Annotated in this window: 14 protein-coding genes; 7 read left to right on the top strand and 7 right to left on the bottom strand. The window is 70.5% G+C overall.

What is annotated here, in order from left to right; genetic code table 11:
• Nucleotides 1-14 precede the first annotated feature (14 nt).
• The 6 genes from B7W94_RS03925 to B7W94_RS03900 all read right to left on the bottom strand — a co-directional run bounded on the left by B7W94_RS03925 (nt 15) and on the right by B7W94_RS03900 (nt 5,419).
• A complete protein-coding gene (locus B7W94_RS03925; protein ID WP_085605007.1) occupies nt 15-638 on the bottom strand; it encodes a PadR family transcriptional regulator in 624 nt (207 codons plus the stop codon).
• Nucleotides 639-709: 71 nt separating this feature from the next.
• A complete protein-coding gene (locus B7W94_RS03920) occupies nt 710-1,621 on the bottom strand; it encodes an ROK family protein (protein ID WP_085604545.1) in 912 nt (303 codons plus the stop codon).
• Complete coding sequence (locus B7W94_RS03915; protein WP_085604542.1) at nt 1,618-2,301, bottom strand: N-acetylmannosamine-6-phosphate 2-epimerase; 684 nt, start codon at nt 2,299-2,301, stop codon at nt 1,618-1,620. The genes B7W94_RS03920 and B7W94_RS03915 overlap by 4 nt, the downstream gene beginning before the upstream one ends.
• On the bottom strand, nt 2,298-3,164 hold the full coding sequence (locus B7W94_RS03910) for a carbohydrate ABC transporter permease (RefSeq protein WP_085604539.1): 867 nt from the start codon (nt 3,162-3,164) through the stop codon (nt 2,298-2,300). Before B7W94_RS03910 ends, B7W94_RS03915 begins: the two co-directional genes overlap by 4 nt.
• Nucleotides 3,151-4,119 carry a carbohydrate ABC transporter permease gene (locus tag B7W94_RS03905; protein WP_025104069.1) on the bottom strand — a complete coding sequence of 323 codons (969 nt, stop codon included), beginning with the start codon at nt 4,117-4,119 and terminating at the stop codon, nt 3,151-3,153. Before B7W94_RS03905 ends, B7W94_RS03910 begins: the two co-directional genes overlap by 14 nt.
• A 10-nt stretch (nt 4,120-4,129) precedes the next feature.
• Entirely contained in the window at nt 4,130-5,419 is a 1,290-nt protein-coding gene (locus tag B7W94_RS03900) for an ABC transporter substrate-binding protein (protein ID WP_025104070.1), read from the bottom strand.
• Nucleotides 5,420-5,545: 126 nt separating this feature from the next.
• On the opposite strand from B7W94_RS03900, the gene B7W94_RS03895 reads away from it, so the two are divergent.
• The 3 genes from B7W94_RS03895 to B7W94_RS03885 all read left to right on the top strand — a co-directional run bounded on the left by B7W94_RS03895 (nt 5,546) and on the right by B7W94_RS03885 (nt 9,534).
• Entirely contained in the window at nt 5,546-6,262 is a 717-nt protein-coding gene (locus B7W94_RS03895) for a GntR family transcriptional regulator (RefSeq protein WP_085604536.1), read from the top strand.
• Nucleotides 6,263-6,302: 40 nt separating this feature from the next.
• The gene (locus B7W94_RS03890) at nt 6,303-7,805 is read left to right on the top strand and encodes a DUF4127 family protein (RefSeq protein WP_172400057.1); all 1,503 of its coding nucleotides are present in this window, start codon (nt 6,303-6,305) and stop codon (nt 7,803-7,805) included.
• Between the two features lie 127 nt (nt 7,806-7,932).
• Entirely contained in the window at nt 7,933-9,534 is a 1,602-nt protein-coding gene (locus B7W94_RS03885) for a glycosyltransferase family 2 protein (RefSeq protein ID WP_172400056.1), read from the top strand.
• A gap of 48 nt (nt 9,535-9,582) precedes the next feature.
• Here the strand turns inward: B7W94_RS03885 and B7W94_RS03880 are convergent, their stop codons facing one another.
• Nucleotides 9,583-10,926 (bottom strand): HNH endonuclease signature motif containing protein, encoded by a 1,344-nt coding sequence (locus B7W94_RS03880; RefSeq protein WP_253247379.1) that lies wholly within the window; start codon nt 10,924-10,926, stop codon nt 9,583-9,585.
• Between the two features lie 267 nt (nt 10,927-11,193).
• On the opposite strand from B7W94_RS03880, the gene B7W94_RS03875 reads away from it, so the two are divergent.
• The 4 genes from B7W94_RS03875 to B7W94_RS03860 all read left to right on the top strand — a co-directional run bounded on the left by B7W94_RS03875 (nt 11,194) and on the right by B7W94_RS03860 (nt 16,208).
• Nucleotides 11,194-12,273, top strand: a complete 1,080-nt coding sequence (locus B7W94_RS03875; protein WP_085604523.1) for an extracellular solute-binding protein — start codon at nt 11,194-11,196, stop codon at nt 12,271-12,273.
• A 35-nt stretch (nt 12,274-12,308) separates the two neighbouring features.
• Nucleotides 12,309-13,328 carry an ABC transporter ATP-binding protein gene (locus tag B7W94_RS03870; protein ID WP_085604520.1) on the top strand — a complete coding sequence of 340 codons (1,020 nt, stop codon included), beginning with the start codon at nt 12,309-12,311 and terminating at the stop codon, nt 13,326-13,328.
• 151 nt (nt 13,329-13,479) lie between these two features.
• Nucleotides 13,480-15,189: an ABC transporter permease gene (locus tag B7W94_RS03865; protein ID WP_172400068.1), complete on the top strand. Its 1,710-nt coding sequence runs from the start codon at nt 13,480-13,482 to the stop codon at nt 15,187-15,189.
• Nucleotides 15,186-16,208, top strand: a complete 1,023-nt coding sequence (locus B7W94_RS03860) for a LacI family DNA-binding transcriptional regulator (protein ID WP_085604517.1) — start codon at nt 15,186-15,188, stop codon at nt 16,206-16,208. Before B7W94_RS03865 ends, B7W94_RS03860 begins: the two co-directional genes overlap by 4 nt.
• Nucleotides 16,209-16,227 lie beyond the last annotated feature (19 nt).

Genomic DNA, 16,227 nt, shown 5'->3' with positions numbered 1-16,227 from the left:
GCCGCACGACGCGGTCAGTCCTGGGCGAGGATCGTGTACAGCCTACGGCGGGCCTCGTCGAGCACCTCGATGGCCTGCTGCACCTGCTCCGCGGAGCCGCTGCGCCCGACCTGCGCGGCCGCGGCGGCGAGGTCGACCCCGGCCTTGGGCAGAGCGCTGTACCGGGCGTCGCGGCTGCGGTCCTTGTCGGAGGACGGCACCCACGGCGGGGTCTCGGTGCTCTCCGCGGCGACGGCCCGGCCGGCCTCGGTGAGGGCGTAGGTCTTGCGGCCGTTCTGCTCCTCGGCCTCGATCAGACCCTCGTCGGCGAGGAGCTGGAGCGTCGGGTAGACGGAGCCGGCGCTCGGCTTCCAGGTGCCGCCGCTGCGCTCGGCGATCTCGTTGATGATCTGGTACCCGTGCATCGGTCGCTCGGTGAGGAGCGAGAGCACGGCGGCGCGCACGTCGCCGCGCGCCATGCGGGACCCGCCGGAGGGACGCGATTCGAACGACTTGCGGAGCTGGTCCATCGCCTCGAACAGTGCTCCGGCGGGACCCTGCGAGCCCCCGAAGAGGTTGCCGAGGCCGCCGGCGAAGTCGCCGCCGTTGCTGCCGTTGCCGTTGCCGCCGAACGGGGTGGAGGGGAATGCGTTGTTCATGATGACCTCCCAGTCGTGAACGATACTCAACGATATATCGTTAACGCTGAATGCGGGGTGGGAATCCGGACTCAGACCGGTGCCAGCACCGCAGCCCCGGTGACGGTCGCATCCACCCCGAGCTCCGCGGATCGCACCTTGGCCGTCGACGGGCCCGGCATCGCCGCCGCGCGGTAGGCGCGGGCGACCCCGGCGAGGTACCGCTCCCCGATGGCCGCCACGCCGCCGCCCACCGCGACGACCTCCACGTCCAGGAGCGCCTGCGCCCCGGCGAGCGCGCGACCGAGGAACGCCGCCCCCTCCGCGATCACCTCCTCGGCGACCGCATCCCCGGCACGAGCGGCCGTGTCCACCTCCCGCAGCGTACGCGCCATGCCGGTGCGCTTGCGGTACGTCTGCTCCAACGCCGGACCGGAGGCCACGGCCTCGACGTGCCCGACCCCTCCGCAGCCGCATCGACGACCGGCCAGTCCTGGCGGGAGGGCGAGCTCGGTGTGCCCGACCGATCCCGCCGTGCCGGTCACGCCTGCGCGGAGACCGTCCGGGAGGACGACGGCTCCCCCGATGCCGGTGCCGACCGTGACCATCAGCAGACCACGCGCTCCCCTGCCCGCCCCTGCTGTGGCCTCCGCGACTGCCGCCGCGTGCACGTCGTTGACGACCGCCACCGGGACATCGAGGGCTCGGATGAGCGCCGCACGCAGCGGGAAGCCCGCCCAGCCGCTGATCGCATCGGTCGCGGAGGTGATGCCGCCGTCCTGATCTACCACGCCCGCGGTGCCCACGCCGACCGCCGCGAGCTGCTCCCCACCGCGGATCGCATCGATCGCATCGACGACCGCCCGCACGATGGCCTCGCCACCCTCCCGAGCTGGCGTCGGCAGGGTGTGCACGGCGGTGGCGCGACGGCGCGCCCCGCCCGGCTCCGCACGGAACCCGGCGACGGCGATCTTCGTGCCGCCGATGTCGACCCCGACGATCACACCCGCTCCCGGGCGGCCGGTGTCGCCGCGACGAACCGACGCGTGAGGGCGATCGGATCGGTGATCGCTCCGCCGACGACGACCGCGAAGGCCCCGGCGTCGAAGGCCGCACGCACCTGCGCGGGGGTCTGATAGCGCCCCTCGGCGATGGTCGGGATCCCCGCGGCGACGAGCGCGGCCACGAGGTCGAGGTCAGGGTCGTCCTGACGCGGCGAGTGCGGGGTGTAGCCGGACAGGGTCGTGCCGACGACCGCCGCCCCCGCCGCCCAGGCGCGCTCGCCCTCCGCGACCGTCGACACGTCGGCCATCACCGGCCGCCCCGTCGCCGCGGCGATCTCCCCGATGAGCCGGAAGTCCGTGCCGAGCTGCTCCGTCGTGGCGTCCACCGCGATGATGTCCGCCCCGGCCTCCGCCAGCCCCGCGGCGAGCGCGCATTCCGGGGTGATGACGTTGCGGACGCCGTTCCAGACCTTGTGGAGCCCGATGATCGGCGCATCGGTCACCGGTCGCACCCGACGGATGTCCTCCGGCCCGTTGAGCCGCAGGCCGCTCGCGCCGCCGAGCAGCGCCGACTCGGCGAGCGCGCCGATGACGTGGGTGTCTCTCGCGGGAGCTCCCGCGGAGGCCTGGACCGAGGCGACGAGCCGGCCGCGGAGGAGGGCGAGGGATTCATGGGTCACTTGAGGGCTCCTGCACTGGCACCGCCGATGAAGAACTTCTGGCCGAGGAGGAAGATCGCCACGGCGGGGAGGGTGAACATCACGCACGCGGCCATGAGGGGCCCCCAGGCCACGTCGTTCTCCCCGAAGAAGGCGTACAGACCGATCGACAGCGTGTACGTCGACTGGTCGTTGAGGTAGATGAGGGGATTGAGGAAGTCGGTCCACGCCCAGACGAACTGGAAGATCGCGGCGGTCACGATGGCCGGGCGCGCCAGCGGGAGCACGATCGTCGCGTAGGTGCGGAACTCGGAGGCACCGTCCAGACGGGCGGCCTCGATGAGCTCGTCCGGCACCGCGAGGAGGAACTGCCGGATCATGAAGATGAAGAACGGCGTGCCCAGGAACGCGGGGACGATGAGCGGGAGATAGGTGTTCGTCGCCTCCAGCCCGTTCCACACGAGGAACAGCGGGATCAGCGTGACCTGCGGCGGCAGCATCATCGTGGCGAGCACGAGGATCAGGAGCGGTCGGGCGCCGCGCCACTTCACCTTCGCGAGCGCGTAGGCGACGAGGGGGCAGGAGATGACCGTGCCCAGGATGCTCATGCCCGAGACGAAGAGCGTGTTGGCGAGGTAGCGCCACACCGGGATCTGCGCGAACGCCTCGGCGAAGTTGGCCGTCGTCCACTCGGCGGGCAGCAGGGTGGGCGGCGAGGAGAACACGTCGCCGGGCGTCTTGAACGCGGTCGACAGCATCACCAGCAGTGGGAACAGGAACAGCAGCGCAAGCAGCGTCACCGCGATCTGCTGCCGGACGCGGCGGAGCGTGCGCCGGGTGCGACGGGGGCGGCGCACCGGTGCGGAGATGTCAGCGTGCGCCATCGTGGACCCACTTCCTCGAGGTCGCGAGCACGATGAGGCTCACGACGAGCGTGATGATGAACAGCGTCCACGCCATGGCGGAGGCGTAGCCCATCTTCAGGAACACGAAGGCGTTCTGGTACAGGTACATCGCGTAGGACAGCATCGACTGCCCCGGCCCCGAGCCCGCCTGGTTGAGGCGCTCCTGCGACAGGATGTAGGGCTGCGTGAAGATCTGCAGGAACCCGATGATGCTCACGATCACCTGGAACAGGGTCACAGGGGAGACCGTGGGCCAGGTGACGTTCGTGAAGCGGCGCCACGCCCCCGCGCCGTCGAGCTCGGCCGCCTCGTACAACTCCTTCGGCACCTCCTGCAGGGCGGCGAGGTAGATGATCATGGTGCCGCCGACGGTCCACAGCGACATGAGGATGATGGCGGGCTTCGTCCACTCCGGCTGCTGCAGCCAGGCCGGGCCCTCGATGCCGAACCATGACAGGAAGTGGTTGATGAAGCCGTACTGGGCGTTCAGCAGCCAGCGCCACAGGTAGCCGCCGACGACGACCGGCACGATCGAGGGCAGGTAGACGAGCGCGCGGTAGAGCGGCTGGCCCCGCACGGGGGTGTTCAGCAGGTGCGCGCCGGCGAGCGCGATGCCGATCGCGAGCGGCACGCCGAACACGGTGAGCACGGCCGTGTTGGCGAGTGACTTCCAGAACACCCCGTCGGCGAACATCTGGGTGTAGTTGTCCAGCCCCACCCACTCCGGCGCCTGGAACAGGTTGAAGTCGGTGAAGCTGTAGTACGCCGACGCCGCGATCGGATAGGCGAACAGGAACAGGAAGCCGACGATGAACGGCGACGCGAACGCCAGCCCGATCAGCGTGGTCCGGCGGCTGCGGCGCCGCCGGACGGGAGCGCCGGGTCCGGCAGGAGCGTTCTCCTGCCGGACCCGGGGTGCCGTTGCCGTGGTCACGAGGACCGGCTCACTTCGAGGCGTAGGAGGCCATGCGCTCCTCGACGGTCGCGATCGCCTCCTCCGGGGTGGCGGTCAGTCGCACGACCTCGTCGAACGCGGTCGCGAGGTCGGTCGCGTACTCGGCGCTGTACGGACGGCTCGCCAGGGACTTCGCGTTCGGGGACGACGCGGCCTCCGCCCAGACGCCGAAGTCCTGCAGCTCGTCGAACGCGGCGCTGCCGGCGAGAGAGGAGCGGCCGGGGAGATTGCCGAGCGCGACGGCGAACTTCTCCATGGGCTCGTCGCTCACGAGATAGGCGAGGAACGTGGCCGCCTCCTCCTTGTGCTTCGAGTTCGCGGGGATGAAGAGGGTGCTCGCGGTGACCTGCGTGCTGTTCTCCAGGTCCGGCGAGGCGGCGGGGATCGCGGTCACGCCCCACTCGAAGTCGGGGGCGATCTTGGCGGCGCTGGCCGACCGCCACTCGCCGTCGATGATCATGGCGACCTGGCCGCTGAAGAACGGGTCCTGCGCGGAGAGGTACTCGCCCTGTCCGGACACGAACGTGGCCATGGCGTCGGCGCCGACCGGCTCGATCACGTTGTCCTGATACCACTGCAGGGCCTCGAGGTTGCCGTCTTCCGCGGGGGTCGGGCCGTCCTCGCCGTCCCAGCTCCCGCCGAAGGCGTAGCCGAGGGTCGTGAGGGTGGTGCTGTCGTTCGCCGAGCCGAGTCCGAGCTGCGTGATCTTGCCCGACGCGTCCTTCTTGGTGAGCTTCGGGATGGCGGCGGCGAGCTCGTCCATCGTGGTCGGCGGGGTGACCCCGGCCTCCTCCAGGAGCTGCGGGTTGTAGAGCAGCTGGAAACTGTGGATGGCGATCGGCAGCGAGTAGATCTTGCCGTCGTACGTCATCTGCTCCATGGCGCTGGGGACGAAGTCGTCGACGTCGATGTCCTCGGCGGCGATCGCCTCGTCGAGCGGCGCGAGGATGCCCTTCGAGGCCCAGGCGCCGACGGTGTTGCCGAAGTTGTCGGAGATGTCGAAGGAGCCGTTCGACGACGACATCGACGTGAGCTGCTTCTGGGTGTCAGGGCTGGAGACGCCCGTGACGACGATGTCGTCCTGACTGGCGTTGAAGTCGGCGATGATCGCCTCCAGCGCCTTCGCCTCCTCGCCTCCCCACAGGTACGAGAACGTGATCTCGGTGGGGCCGTCCGCGTCGCCGCCGCCGCCGGCGCAGCCGCTCAGGGCGACGATCGTCGCCGTGCCCAGCGCCCCGGCGACCAGGACGCGTCGGCGCATGTTGTGCTTCACGTGCATGGGGATTCTCCGCTCATCGTTGACCGTGCAAGGATTGGAATAGACCAATTAGGAACCGCTGAGAGGAGACATTGACACAATCCCGGGTGATCGTCAAGATTGGGTTAGTCCAAACGAGGGGGAACCATGGCGGCGATCGAGGGCCTCACGAAGCACGAACGCGTGCGGCGGCATCTGGAGAAGGTCATCGACCAGGGGCTCGCACCCCACGAGAAGCTGCCGACGGAGCGCGAACTCGCGGAGTCGCTCGAGGTGAATCGGCAGACGGTGCGTCGCGCCCTCGACGAGCTCGAACGGGACGGCCTCGTGTACCGGCTGCAGGGAGCGGGCACCTTCGTGAGCGCCTCGCGGATCAGCAAGGCGTTCGAGCTGACCTCGTTCTCGGAGGACATGCTCGCCCGCAACATGCGACCCGGCTCCCTCTCCGTCGACGTGGGCACCGCGGCGGCCGGGCAGACCGCCGGATACGCCTTGAACCTCAGCCCGCAGTCGCGCGTCGTCCGGATCCGCCGGGTGCGGACCGCCGACGACATCCCGATCTGCCTGGAGGTGTGCTCGATCGCGGCCGACGCGGTGCCGGGCCTGGAGGACGGCATCGAGGGCGACTCGCTCTACGACGACCTGCGCACCCGTTTCGGCATCACCGCCGTGCGCGCCGACCAGGAGATCCACGCGGTCGTCCTCGACGAGGAGCAGGCGGCCGCGCTGCAGACGCCGCCGTTCTCGCCCGCCTTCCTCGTGAAGCGCACGACCTACGACGCCCGCAGCCGCCCGATCGAGTATGCCGAGTCGGTGTACCGCGGCGACCGCTACTCGTACCTCGTCTCCGTCGCCCGCCCCTGATCCCCGATCTGCGACCCCCTTCACCGACGAAAGGCTCCTCGTGTCCGACCCGATCCTCCGCCCGCGCATCGCGCTGCTGCCCCTCGACGACCGTCCGGTGAACGTCAAGCTCCCGGGAGACGTCGCGGCCGTCGCGGGCGTGACCCTCGACGTTCCGCCCGCCGGGATCCTCCCCTCCTACCGGACCGCGGGCGATGCCGACGGGCTGGGCGCCTGGCTGCGCGAGCGTGCCGCGGACCCGGCCACCGTGCACCTGGTGGTGTCGGTGGACATGCTGCTCTACGGGGGACTCATCGCGAGCCGCACGAGTCACGACACCGCTCGCGACGTGCTGGCGCGCCTGGACGTGCTGCGCGAGGTGCGGCGGATGCGGCCCGACCTGCCGATCTCGGCGGTGTCGCTGGTGACCAGGGCGAGCAACTCCTACTCCGCGGCCGAGGAGCCGACCTACTGGACGGAGCACGGCAAGGAGATCCACGCGCTCGGCGGCGACGCGCACCGGCTGCTCGGCGAGACCGAGGTGCTGCCGCTCGACGCGCTGACCCCGGTGCCGGCCGATGTGGTCTCCGACTACTCGTCTCGGCGGCTGCGCAACCACATCGTGAACCTCTCCACGCTCGGCCTCGTGGAGGACGAGACCCTCGACTTCCTGGCGATCACCGCCGACGACACCGCCCCCTTCGCGGCGGGCAGCGCGGAGCAGGTGTGGCTCCGGCACTGGATGCGGATGCTGCCGTCGGGCCGGCGCGTGCTGATGTACCCGGGGGCCGACGAGGTCGGGGCCGCGCTCGTCGCCCGGGCCCTCGCGGTGAACGCCGGGGTGACCGCCTCGTTCTCGGTGGCCTGCGCGGACGCCGCCGGCATGGAGCGCGTCCCGCCGTACGAGAATATGTCGCTGGCGGCGTCGGCGAGCCGGCAGATCCGCGCGGCCGGGGCCGAGGAGGTCGCCGCGGGAGGCGACGTCACCCTCGTGCTGCACGCCCCGGACCCCGACCGGCACGACATGTTCCGCGGGCGGCCGGAGGTCGTCGACGTCGAGGCCGTCGCGGGGACGGTCGCACTCGTGCGGGAGCGTCTGGAGGCCGGGGAGCACGTGGCCCTGGCCGACGTGCGCTACCCGAACGGCGCGGACGAGGCGCTCGTGCGCGCGCTGGCGGAGGCCGGACTGCTCGGGCGCCTGGAGGCCTTCGGCGGGTGGAACACCGCCGGGAACACGCTCGGCAGCGTCGTCGCGGTGGCCGCCGCCGGAGTGGTGGGCCGGGCCACCGGCTCCTTCGACGAGCGTGCCGCGCGGATCGCCCTGCTCACGCGGCTGCTCGACGATTTCGCCTACCAGGCCGTGGTGCGCACCGATGCGGGCCCCTCCCTCTTCCCCGACATCTACCCGATGGCCGAGGATGCGCAGGTCGCGACGGCCGAGCGCGTCATCCGTGCGGAGCTGACGGCCCTCCTGGAGTCGATGCTGCCCGCCGAGGACGTGCGGATCGCGGAGCTGACCCTCCCCTGGCGGCGCTCGTTCGAGATCGGTCTCACCCTGCACTGATCCTCCACGGCGGCGGCATACACCCGGGACCGCCGCGAGCCTGGCGCGCTCAGCAGGAAGGGATGGTTGGCTGGAATCTCCGGCGGGGGAGATTCGGGCCGGTCACGATCACAGGGGGATGACGTCCATGAGCAGTGCGACCGGGGACGAGGCGGCCGGGGGCCGCGTGCGGGTGAGCGTGGTGGTGCCGGTGTTCCGGCCGAAGGCGTCGTTCGACGACCTCATCGCCTCGCTCGACGCGCAGACGCTGCCCGCGGGGTCCTTCGAGGTCCTGCTCTGCGACGACGGCTCCGGGGAGGAGACGGCCGCGCGGCTCGAGAGCATCGCGAAGGACCGTCCGCATGTGCGCGTGCTGTCGCTGCCGCACTCCGGGTGGCCCGGCACTCCGCGCAACCGGGGTGTCGAAGAGGCCAGAGGGACGTACGTGCAGTTCGTCGATCAGGACGACCGCCTCTACCCGCGGGCGCTGGAGCGGCTGTGCGACTACGCGGACGAGAACGGCTCCGATGTCGTGGTCGGCAAGGAGGTGGGCATCGGACGCAAGTTGCCCGCCAAGATCTTCCAGCGCGACATCCCGCACGCGGTGCTCGGGGAAGACCCGATCCTGGAGATGCTGACGCCGCACAAGATGTTCCGGACCGCCTTCCTGCGGGAGAACGGCATCCGCTTCCCTGACGGGAAGGTGCGGCTCGAAGACCATCTCTTCGTGATGCAGGCGTACTTCGCCGCCGATACGATCTCGGTGCTCGCGAGCGAGCCCTGCTATGCGTGGGTGAAGGAGCCGGGGAGCGCGAGCTCGGCCCGCATCGAGCCGGAGTCGTACTTCCCGCATCTGGAGACCGTGCTCGACGTGGTCGAGGCGAACACCGAACCGGGGAAGGTGCGGGATCGGCTGCTGCGGCACTGGTTCCGCGGCAAGATCCTCAACAGGATCGCCGGGCGACGGATGGTGAAGTACCCGGCGGAGTACCGCGACCGTCTGCTGGACGTGGTCGTGCCGCTCACGCAGCGTCGTTTCGGACCCGGCGTGGACGCGGGGCTGTCGTTCCCGCAGCGCATCCGCGCCGCTCTGCTGCGCGCCGACCGCCGCGACGACCTGCTCGCCTTCGCCGCCTTCGAGGCCGAGACGACCTGCACCGCCGCCGTGACCTCGGCGCGCTGGTCGCGGGGAGGGCTGCAGCTGACCGTGCGCGTCCGCGTGCGTCGGAACGGCGAAGAGGCCTTCGTGTTCGAGACGGTCGGCTCGGCGGATCATCTGCTGTCCCTCCCGCTGTCGACGACGGAGGATCTTCCGCCTGGCCTGCTGGACGCCCGCAAGGAGCGCCGTGCCGACCGGGTCGACGTGGTCGCGCAGGACACCCCGCAGCCGGGCGAGGCCGCGGAGTCCACCGCGGGTTCGGAGCGCAAGGTCGGCGGGCGCCGACCGAAGCGCCTCGACGCGGTTCCCATCGCCGTGGACCCCATGAAGGTGTTCCGCGAGGACGGTGCGCGCGACGCCGATCTATCGGTCGCGGTCCGCGTGGCCGGCTGGGTGTTCACGGCGCCGCTGACGGCCGCCCCGGACGTGGTCGCACACCTCGGCCGCTCGCCCCTTCTCGCGGGCCGGCGGGTCGAACTCGTGCGGAACGACGACGGCAGCCTGCGCCTGCACCGGGAATGGCCCAGAGGCGCCTGGCGTGACGCCCTGGCACGCACCGCGCGACGCGTGCGCTCCCGCCTCCGCCGCTGACAGCCCCACAACGCCCCGCGCCCGAACTCGCGTGCCTGCGCACCGCACTCAGGCCGCGACATCGAAGCGCGCCCGTCCGCCCAGCCGTGGTGTGCGCTGCGGGTCGACCCACCGCGGCGGAAGGAACCAGGGCCGGCCGGCCACACCGGAACCCTCGATGACGATCTCCCACCCGTTGTCGTGGATGCGGTGGTGACAGGTCTCGCAGAGCAGGATCCCGTTCGAGAGATCGGTCGGACCTCGGTCGCGCTGCCACCAGCGGAGGTGGTGAGCCTTCGTCATCCCCGGGGGAAGCCCGCACATCGCGCACCCGCCGTCCCGTTCGGCCAGTGCCAGGCGTTGGGCTCGGGTGAAGAGGCGCTTCTCGCGACCCCAGTCCAGAACCTCGCTCGCCCCGCCGAGCACGCAGGGGATGACGCCGCCGCTGGCCGCCATCCGCCGCGCGGCGCCGATGTCGATCACCTGGTCGAGCCCGTCGATCGTCGCCGACCCGGCTCCCGCCTGCAGATCGTCCAGCGATACCCGGACGACCACCGTCGCCCCCGCGAGCGGCACCCGATCACCCTCGCACCCGAGCACATGCCCGCAGAAGAGGGCCAGCGCATCGGCCTGGATCATCGCGACCGAGCGCCGGTCGGCGTCCGGCGACCCCGCATCAGGGGCGTCGAGGCGGGCGGCGAACACGGCGGACACGTGCCCGCGGATCGCGGTGACGACCGGCGCCGCGGTCTCGGCATCGAGCTGCGCGTGCAGGTGCACCATGCCGTCCCGTTCGAAGATGCGCAGTCCGCGCCGAGCGCGCTGCTCCTCCGCCCGCGGCGCCACGCCGTCGGGGTCGAGCCACGCTTCGGCGCGGAGGACGAGTTTGCGCACCGCATCGAGCTCGAGCCCCTCGGCTGTGGCGGCCAGCACGCGCTCCGCCTCGGCGATGCGCTCCACCCCGGCGGCCACGCGACAGCGATCCAGCAGGGCGACGAGGAGACCAGCCGCCGGCGCTCCGAGGGCACCCGACGCGAGCGCTTCCCGGAGGAGCGGGTACCGCGCGGGCAGCGGCGCACCGAGCAGATCGCTCCGCGGTGACGTCGCCTCTCCCACCTTCACCAGGCGCTGCGCCTCCCCCGTCGAGATGCCCGTCACGGCGGCGATGAGCTTCGCCGCCGTGCGGTACCCGCGTTGCTTCGCCAGGCTGTCGGCCCCGAGCTCGGCGCGCGACTCCCGGGCGATGCCAGCCGCCACGTCGATGTGCAATGCATCGAGCCGGCGCTGCAGGAGTCCGATCGCGTCGGCGACGTCGACGAGCTGCGCGCGGGAGAGCTCCGGCGCGCAGCTCGCAGAGCCCCACGCCTCGTCGAGACGCTCCATCGCCTCGCGCAACCCGGACATTTTCGACATGCTTCATTTTATCTCCGCGAGGCGCGAGTTTCGAAGAAATGTTCGAGTCAATACCGGCATTCCGCACCCTCCGACAGGACATCCCACACCCCGGTCCGGGACCCATCCCCCACCCGTTCACCTCATCGCATCCTCACGTTCACGCCGCGCGCCTATCTTGAGTGCGGACGCGCGACCGCGCTCACGAAACCAGACAATCTTTGTGCCTTCACCACAAGAACCGGTAGTGTCGCATCGACACACCTCGAAGGCGAGAAAGGGACGAACATGGCCGACAGGCAGCAGAGGCGCTGGGCGCTCATCGGATTGACGGCCGCGGCGGCGATCGCGCTCACCGGATGCACGGCGGGCGGCGATGGAGACGCGGACGGCGGCGGCAGCGACAGCGGCTCCGGCGACACCCTCATCGTCTACACGAACTCGAACAGCGACGGCCGCGGTGAGTGGATCACCGAGAAGGCGGCGGACGCGGGTATCGACATCGAGATCGTGGGCCTCGGCGGCGCCGACCTGACGAACCGCATCATCGCGGAGAAGAACAACCCCGTCGGCGACGTGGTGTTCGGCCTGAACAACATGTTCTTCGAGCAGCTCAAGACCGAAGAGGCCATCACGGCCTACGAGCCGAGCTGGAGCGGCGAGGTGCCCGCAGACGCCGGCGACCCGAAGGACGGCGCGTTCTGGCCGCTCGTGGAGCAGGCGATCGTCACGGTCTACGACGAGAACCGCATCAGCGACGCGCCCACCGACCCCGACGACCTGTACACCGACGAGGAGTTCGCCGGCCGCTACGAGGTCAACCCTGCGCTCGGCCAGGCCACCCCGCAGCTCGTGCTCGCCAGCATGCTCACCCGTCACCTCGACGAGGACGGCGACCTGGGCGTGAGCGACGAGGGCTGGGACCTGGTGAAGTCGTACTACGCCAACGGCTCCCCTGCCGTGGAGGGCACCGACCTCTACGCCCGCATCACCCGCGACGAGGTGGACTACGGCGTGCTGCCGTCGAGCGGCATCTCCGCCCGCGACGAGGAGTACGGCACCAGCACCGGGATGATCGTGCCCGAGTACGGCGTCCCCTACGTGACCGAGCAGATCGCACAGATCAACGGCACGGACAATGAGGACAAGGCACAGGAGTTCATCGACTGGTTCGGCAGCGCCGAAGTGCAGGGCGAGTTCGCCGCGGAGTTCAACGCCATGCCGGTGAACGAGGGCGCGGTCGAGAAGGCCAACCCCGAGGTCGTCGAGCTCATGGGCACGCTCGACCGTCAGGACATCGACTTCGGTTTCGTGAGCGAGAACCTCGGCGCCTGGGTCGAGAAGGTCACGCTCGAGTACATCGGCTGACCCGCGCAGTCCCGCACCGGCAGAGAGAGAAGACGATGATCCGTTTCGACGACGTCGAGGTCGTGTTCGGCGACCACCGTGCGGTCTCGCACCTCGATCTGGAGATCCAGGAGGGTGAGTTCTTCACCCTCCTGGGTCCGTCCGGATGCGGCAAGACCACCGCCCTGCGCACGCTCGCGGGGTTCATCGAGCCGACCGGCGGCCGCATCCACATCGCGGGTCGCGACGTGACCCGCGTGCCGAGCGAGAAGCGCGGCGTGGGCATGGTGTTCCAGAACTACGCGCTGTTCCCGAGCATGAACGTGCGGGAGAACATCGCGTTCGGCCTCTCGGTGCAGAAGGTGTCGAAGGCCGAGCAGCGGCGGCGCGTGGACGAGGTCGCCGACCGCACCGGGCTCGCCGCGTCGCAGCTCGAGAAGAACGTGGCGGAGCTGTCCGGCGGCCAGCAGCAGCGCGTCGCCATCGCCCGGGCGCTCGCGCTCACCCCCAGCATCCTGCTCCTGGACGAGCCGCTGTCGAACCTCGACGCCAAGCTCCGCGTCCAGCTGCGCGAACAGCTCAAGGAGCTGCAGCACGAGGTCGGCGTGACCACCGTGTACGTCACGCACGACCAGGAGGAGGCGCTCACCCTCAGCGACCGCATCGCGGTGCTCGACGCCGGGACGCTGCAGCAGGTGGGCACGCCGGAGGAGATCTACGACCGCAGCGCGACACCCTTCGTCTGCCGGTTCATCGGCGAGAACAACCGGCTCAGCCCCGCGCAGCTCGTCGCGATCGGTGCCGGCCTCGACGCCACGGCCGAGAGCTACGTGCGGCCGGAGAAGCTGCACCTCGCGTCGCCGTCCGCGGCCGCCGCCGGAGGCACGGCGTCGCTCGACGGCACCGTCGCGGAGCGCACGTACCACGGCAGCCACAGCGTCTACACGGTGTCGGCGGCCGACGGGACGCTCCGGGTGAGCGTGCCGGCCGCAGCGAGCGCGCACCGGTGGGACGTCGGCGACGCCGTGCGCATCGACGTCGACCCGCGGTGGATTCTGCAGTACCCGGCGGCGTGACATGAGCGCTCCGCAGAACGACTCCCGCCCGGTGCCGCCGCCGTCCGCGGCCATGACCGACGCCCCCGGCGCCCTGACCACCGAGGCCGCCGAGGCGGGCACCGCGACGAAGCCCCGCCTGCGCCGCGGACGGCCCGGCAGCGTGCGCGCGATGCTCCGCTCGCCGCTCGCCTGGGTGACCGGCATCGTCGTGGTCTGGTTCGCCGCCGCCTTCCTCGTGCTGCCGAACGCCGAGCTGCTCGCCGCGACCTTCTTCCCGGACGGCCAGTTCAGCATCCGCGCCGTCGAGAAGCTGCTCGGCAGCGAGCGCGCCCTGAAGACGCTCGGCAACAGCTTCCTCCTCGCGATCACGCTGTCCGTCACGGTCAACGTCGTCGGGGTGTTCATCGTGCTGGTGACGCAGTACTTCCAGGTGCGCGGCGCCAAGCTCCTCTGGCTCGGCTACGCCACGACCCTGATCTACGGCGGCATCGTGCTCGCCGCCGGCTACAACTTCATCTACGGGAAATTCGGCTTCATCACGAATCTGATGGTGAACATCTGGCCGGACATGAACCGGGACTGGTTCTCCGGCTACTTCGCGGTCGTGTTCGTGATGACGTTCGCGACGACGACGAACCACATGCTGTTCCTGTCCTCGTCGCTCGGCAAGGTGGACTACGCGTCGATCGAGGCGGCGAAGCTCATGGGCGCCTCGACCTGGACGATCCTGCGTCGCATCGTGCTGCCGGTCATGAAGCCGATGCTCTTCGCCGTCACCGTGCTGACCTTTCTCATCGGCCTCGGGGCGCTCACCGCGCCCCTCGTGCTCGGCGGGCCGGACTTCCAGACCGTCGCACCGCTCATCATCGACCTGTCGCGCAGCCCGATCACGCGTGACATCGCGGCGCTGCTGGCGATCGTGCTCGGTGTCGCGACCATCATCCTGCTCGCGATCATGAACCGCGCCGAGAAGTCCGGCGTGTACTTCTCGGTGGCGAAGGTGGCGACGCCGATCCAGAAGCAGCGGATCCGCAACCCGTTCGCGAACGCGGTCGTGCACGTGGTCGCCTACCTCCTCTGGGTGATCTACCTCATCCCGGTCGTGCTCATCGTGATCTTCTCGTTCGTGGACGCGCGGAGCATCCTCGCCGGATCCATCACGCTCGACAGCTTCACGCTCGACAACTACATCACCGTGTTCTCCAGCGCGGCGGCCCTCCGTCCGTTCATCGTGAGCGTCGTCTACAGCGCCCTCGCCGCGGTCATCGTGGTGGGCGGGCTGCTGTTCGTGGCGCGGATGATGCAGAAGCACCGCAACCTGCTCACCACGGCCATCGAGTACGTGCTGCACATCCCGTGGATCCTGCCGATCGTGCTGATCGCGCTGGCCTTTGTGATGGCTTTCGACGCCCCGCAGCCGCTCGTGGGCAACATCGTGCTCACGGGGACGCCGGTCCTGCTGCTCGTCGCGTACATCTGCGTGAAGATCCCCTTCACGCTGCGGCTGCTCAAGGCCGGGTTCGCGTCCGTGCCGGACTCCCTGGAAGACGCCTCGCGCATCCTCGGAGCGCGCTCGCTGACCACGTTCCGGCGCGTGCTCATCCCGCTCGTGCTGCCGACCGCGGCCGCGATCACGGCGCTGAACTTCAACAGCCTGCTCGACGACTACGACGCCGCGATCTTCCTCTACCACCCGCTGTACAAGCCGCTCGGCGTCGCGATCCAGGAGAGCACGCGCGGCGAGAACAACCTCGACGCGATGCCCATCACGTTCGTCTACACCGTGCTGCTCATGATCATCATGGGTGTCACCATGTATCTCGTGTATGGACGAGGTTCGCGCGCCGGAGCGCCCCGCCGACGGAAGCAGCGCGCATGAGCGGGGCGGATGCTGGGACTCCCGCCCTGCGGGTCACGATCAGCGACGTCGCCGCGGCGGCCGGGGTGTCGCGAGCCACGGCGACCAGAGCCTTGAAGGGCGAGGGCCGGTTCGCGCCGGAGACGCAGGAGCGCATCCTGGAAGCGGCCGAGCGGCTCGGGTACGTGCGCAACACGATGGCCGCGGAGCTCGCCGCCGGACGCACCGGCACCGTCGGCCTCATGCTTCGCGATGCGAGCAACCCCGCGTACGGTCTCCTCTTCTCCCGGTTGCAGGAGGAGGCGCATCAGCGCGGCCTCGACCTCGTGACCGTCACGATCGGCGCCGACGAGCAGGGCGCCAAGCAGGTGAATGCGCTGCACCGGCTGCTCGGCATGCGGGTTGCCGGACTCATCGTCGCCACCGGCGGCATCTCCGCGGCGCAGCTCGAGCCGTTCGCCGACCAGGTGCCGATCCTCCGTGCCGGGCGCGTGGAGTCGGCGGGCCGTATTCACACCGCCCACTACGACGACGAGGGCCACGGACGTCTGCTCGCGGAGCACATCGTGGCGCTCGGCCACCGGACCGTCGTCGTGCTCGCCGGAAGCCCCGAGGCCTCGTACCCCGAGCACCTCCGCGCGCTCGCGATGCAGGAGGTGCTGACCGCGGCGGGCGTCGCCGTGACGATGATCTCGGCCGGCGCGCGTCCCGATGACGGCGTCGACGAGGCCCTCGCCGCCGTGCGCGCAGGGGCGACCGCCGTCATGTGCGCCTCGGACTACCGGCAGCTCGCCGTCATGCGCGCCGCCCGCGCGGCCGGGCTCCGCGTGCCGGAGGACGTGAGCGTGACCGGGTGCGACGGCATCCTTCCCGGCGCCGACCTGCTCGGGCTCACCACCCTGCGGATCCCCGTGGAGGCGGTGGCCGCGGCCGCCGTCGAGACCATGCAGCAGCTGCTCACCGCGGACGAGCCGGAGACGCTCGTACGCCGCTCGTTCACGGGAACGCTCGTCCCCGGCTCCACGGCCGCCGCCGTCTGATATCTGCCCCGACCTGCCT

The organism is Microbacterium sp. LEMMJ01 (assembly GCF_002114135.1).
Lineage (GTDB): Bacteria > Actinomycetota > Actinomycetes > Actinomycetales > Microbacteriaceae > Microbacterium.
Note: the sequence above shows the minus strand (reverse complement) of the source record. Positions and strands in the feature narration are given on the sequence as shown.

Coding starts and splice junctions, on each gene's coding strand:
- B7W94_RS03875 (WP_085604523.1), top strand. CDS start 11,194: ATGGCCGACAGGCAGCAGAGGCGCTGGGCGCTCATCGGATTGACGGCC.
- B7W94_RS03865 (WP_172400068.1), top strand. CDS start 13,480: ATGCTCCGCTCGCCGCTCGCCTGGGTGACCGGCATCGTCGTGGTCTGG.
- B7W94_RS03895 (WP_085604536.1), top strand. CDS start 5,546: ATGGCGGCGATCGAGGGCCTCACGAAGCACGAACGCGTGCGGCGGCAT.
- B7W94_RS03900 (WP_025104070.1), bottom strand. CDS start 5,419: ATGCACGTGAAGCACAACATGCGCCGACGCGTCCTGGTCGCCGGGGCG.
- B7W94_RS03885 (WP_172400056.1), top strand. CDS start 7,933: ATGAGCAGTGCGACCGGGGACGAGGCGGCCGGGGGCCGCGTGCGGGTG.
- B7W94_RS03860 (WP_085604517.1), top strand. CDS start 15,186: ATGAGCGGGGCGGATGCTGGGACTCCCGCCCTGCGGGTCACGATCAGC.
- B7W94_RS03880 (WP_253247379.1), bottom strand. CDS start 10,926: ATGTCGAAAATGTCCGGGTTGCGCGAGGCGATGGAGCGTCTCGACGAG.
- B7W94_RS03870 (WP_085604520.1), top strand. CDS start 12,309: ATGATCCGTTTCGACGACGTCGAGGTCGTGTTCGGCGACCACCGTGCG.
- B7W94_RS03925 (WP_085605007.1), bottom strand. CDS start 638: ATGAACAACGCATTCCCCTCCACCCCGTTCGGCGGCAACGGCAACGGC.
- B7W94_RS03910 (WP_085604539.1), bottom strand. CDS start 3,164: ATGGCGCACGCTGACATCTCCGCACCGGTGCGCCGCCCCCGTCGCACC.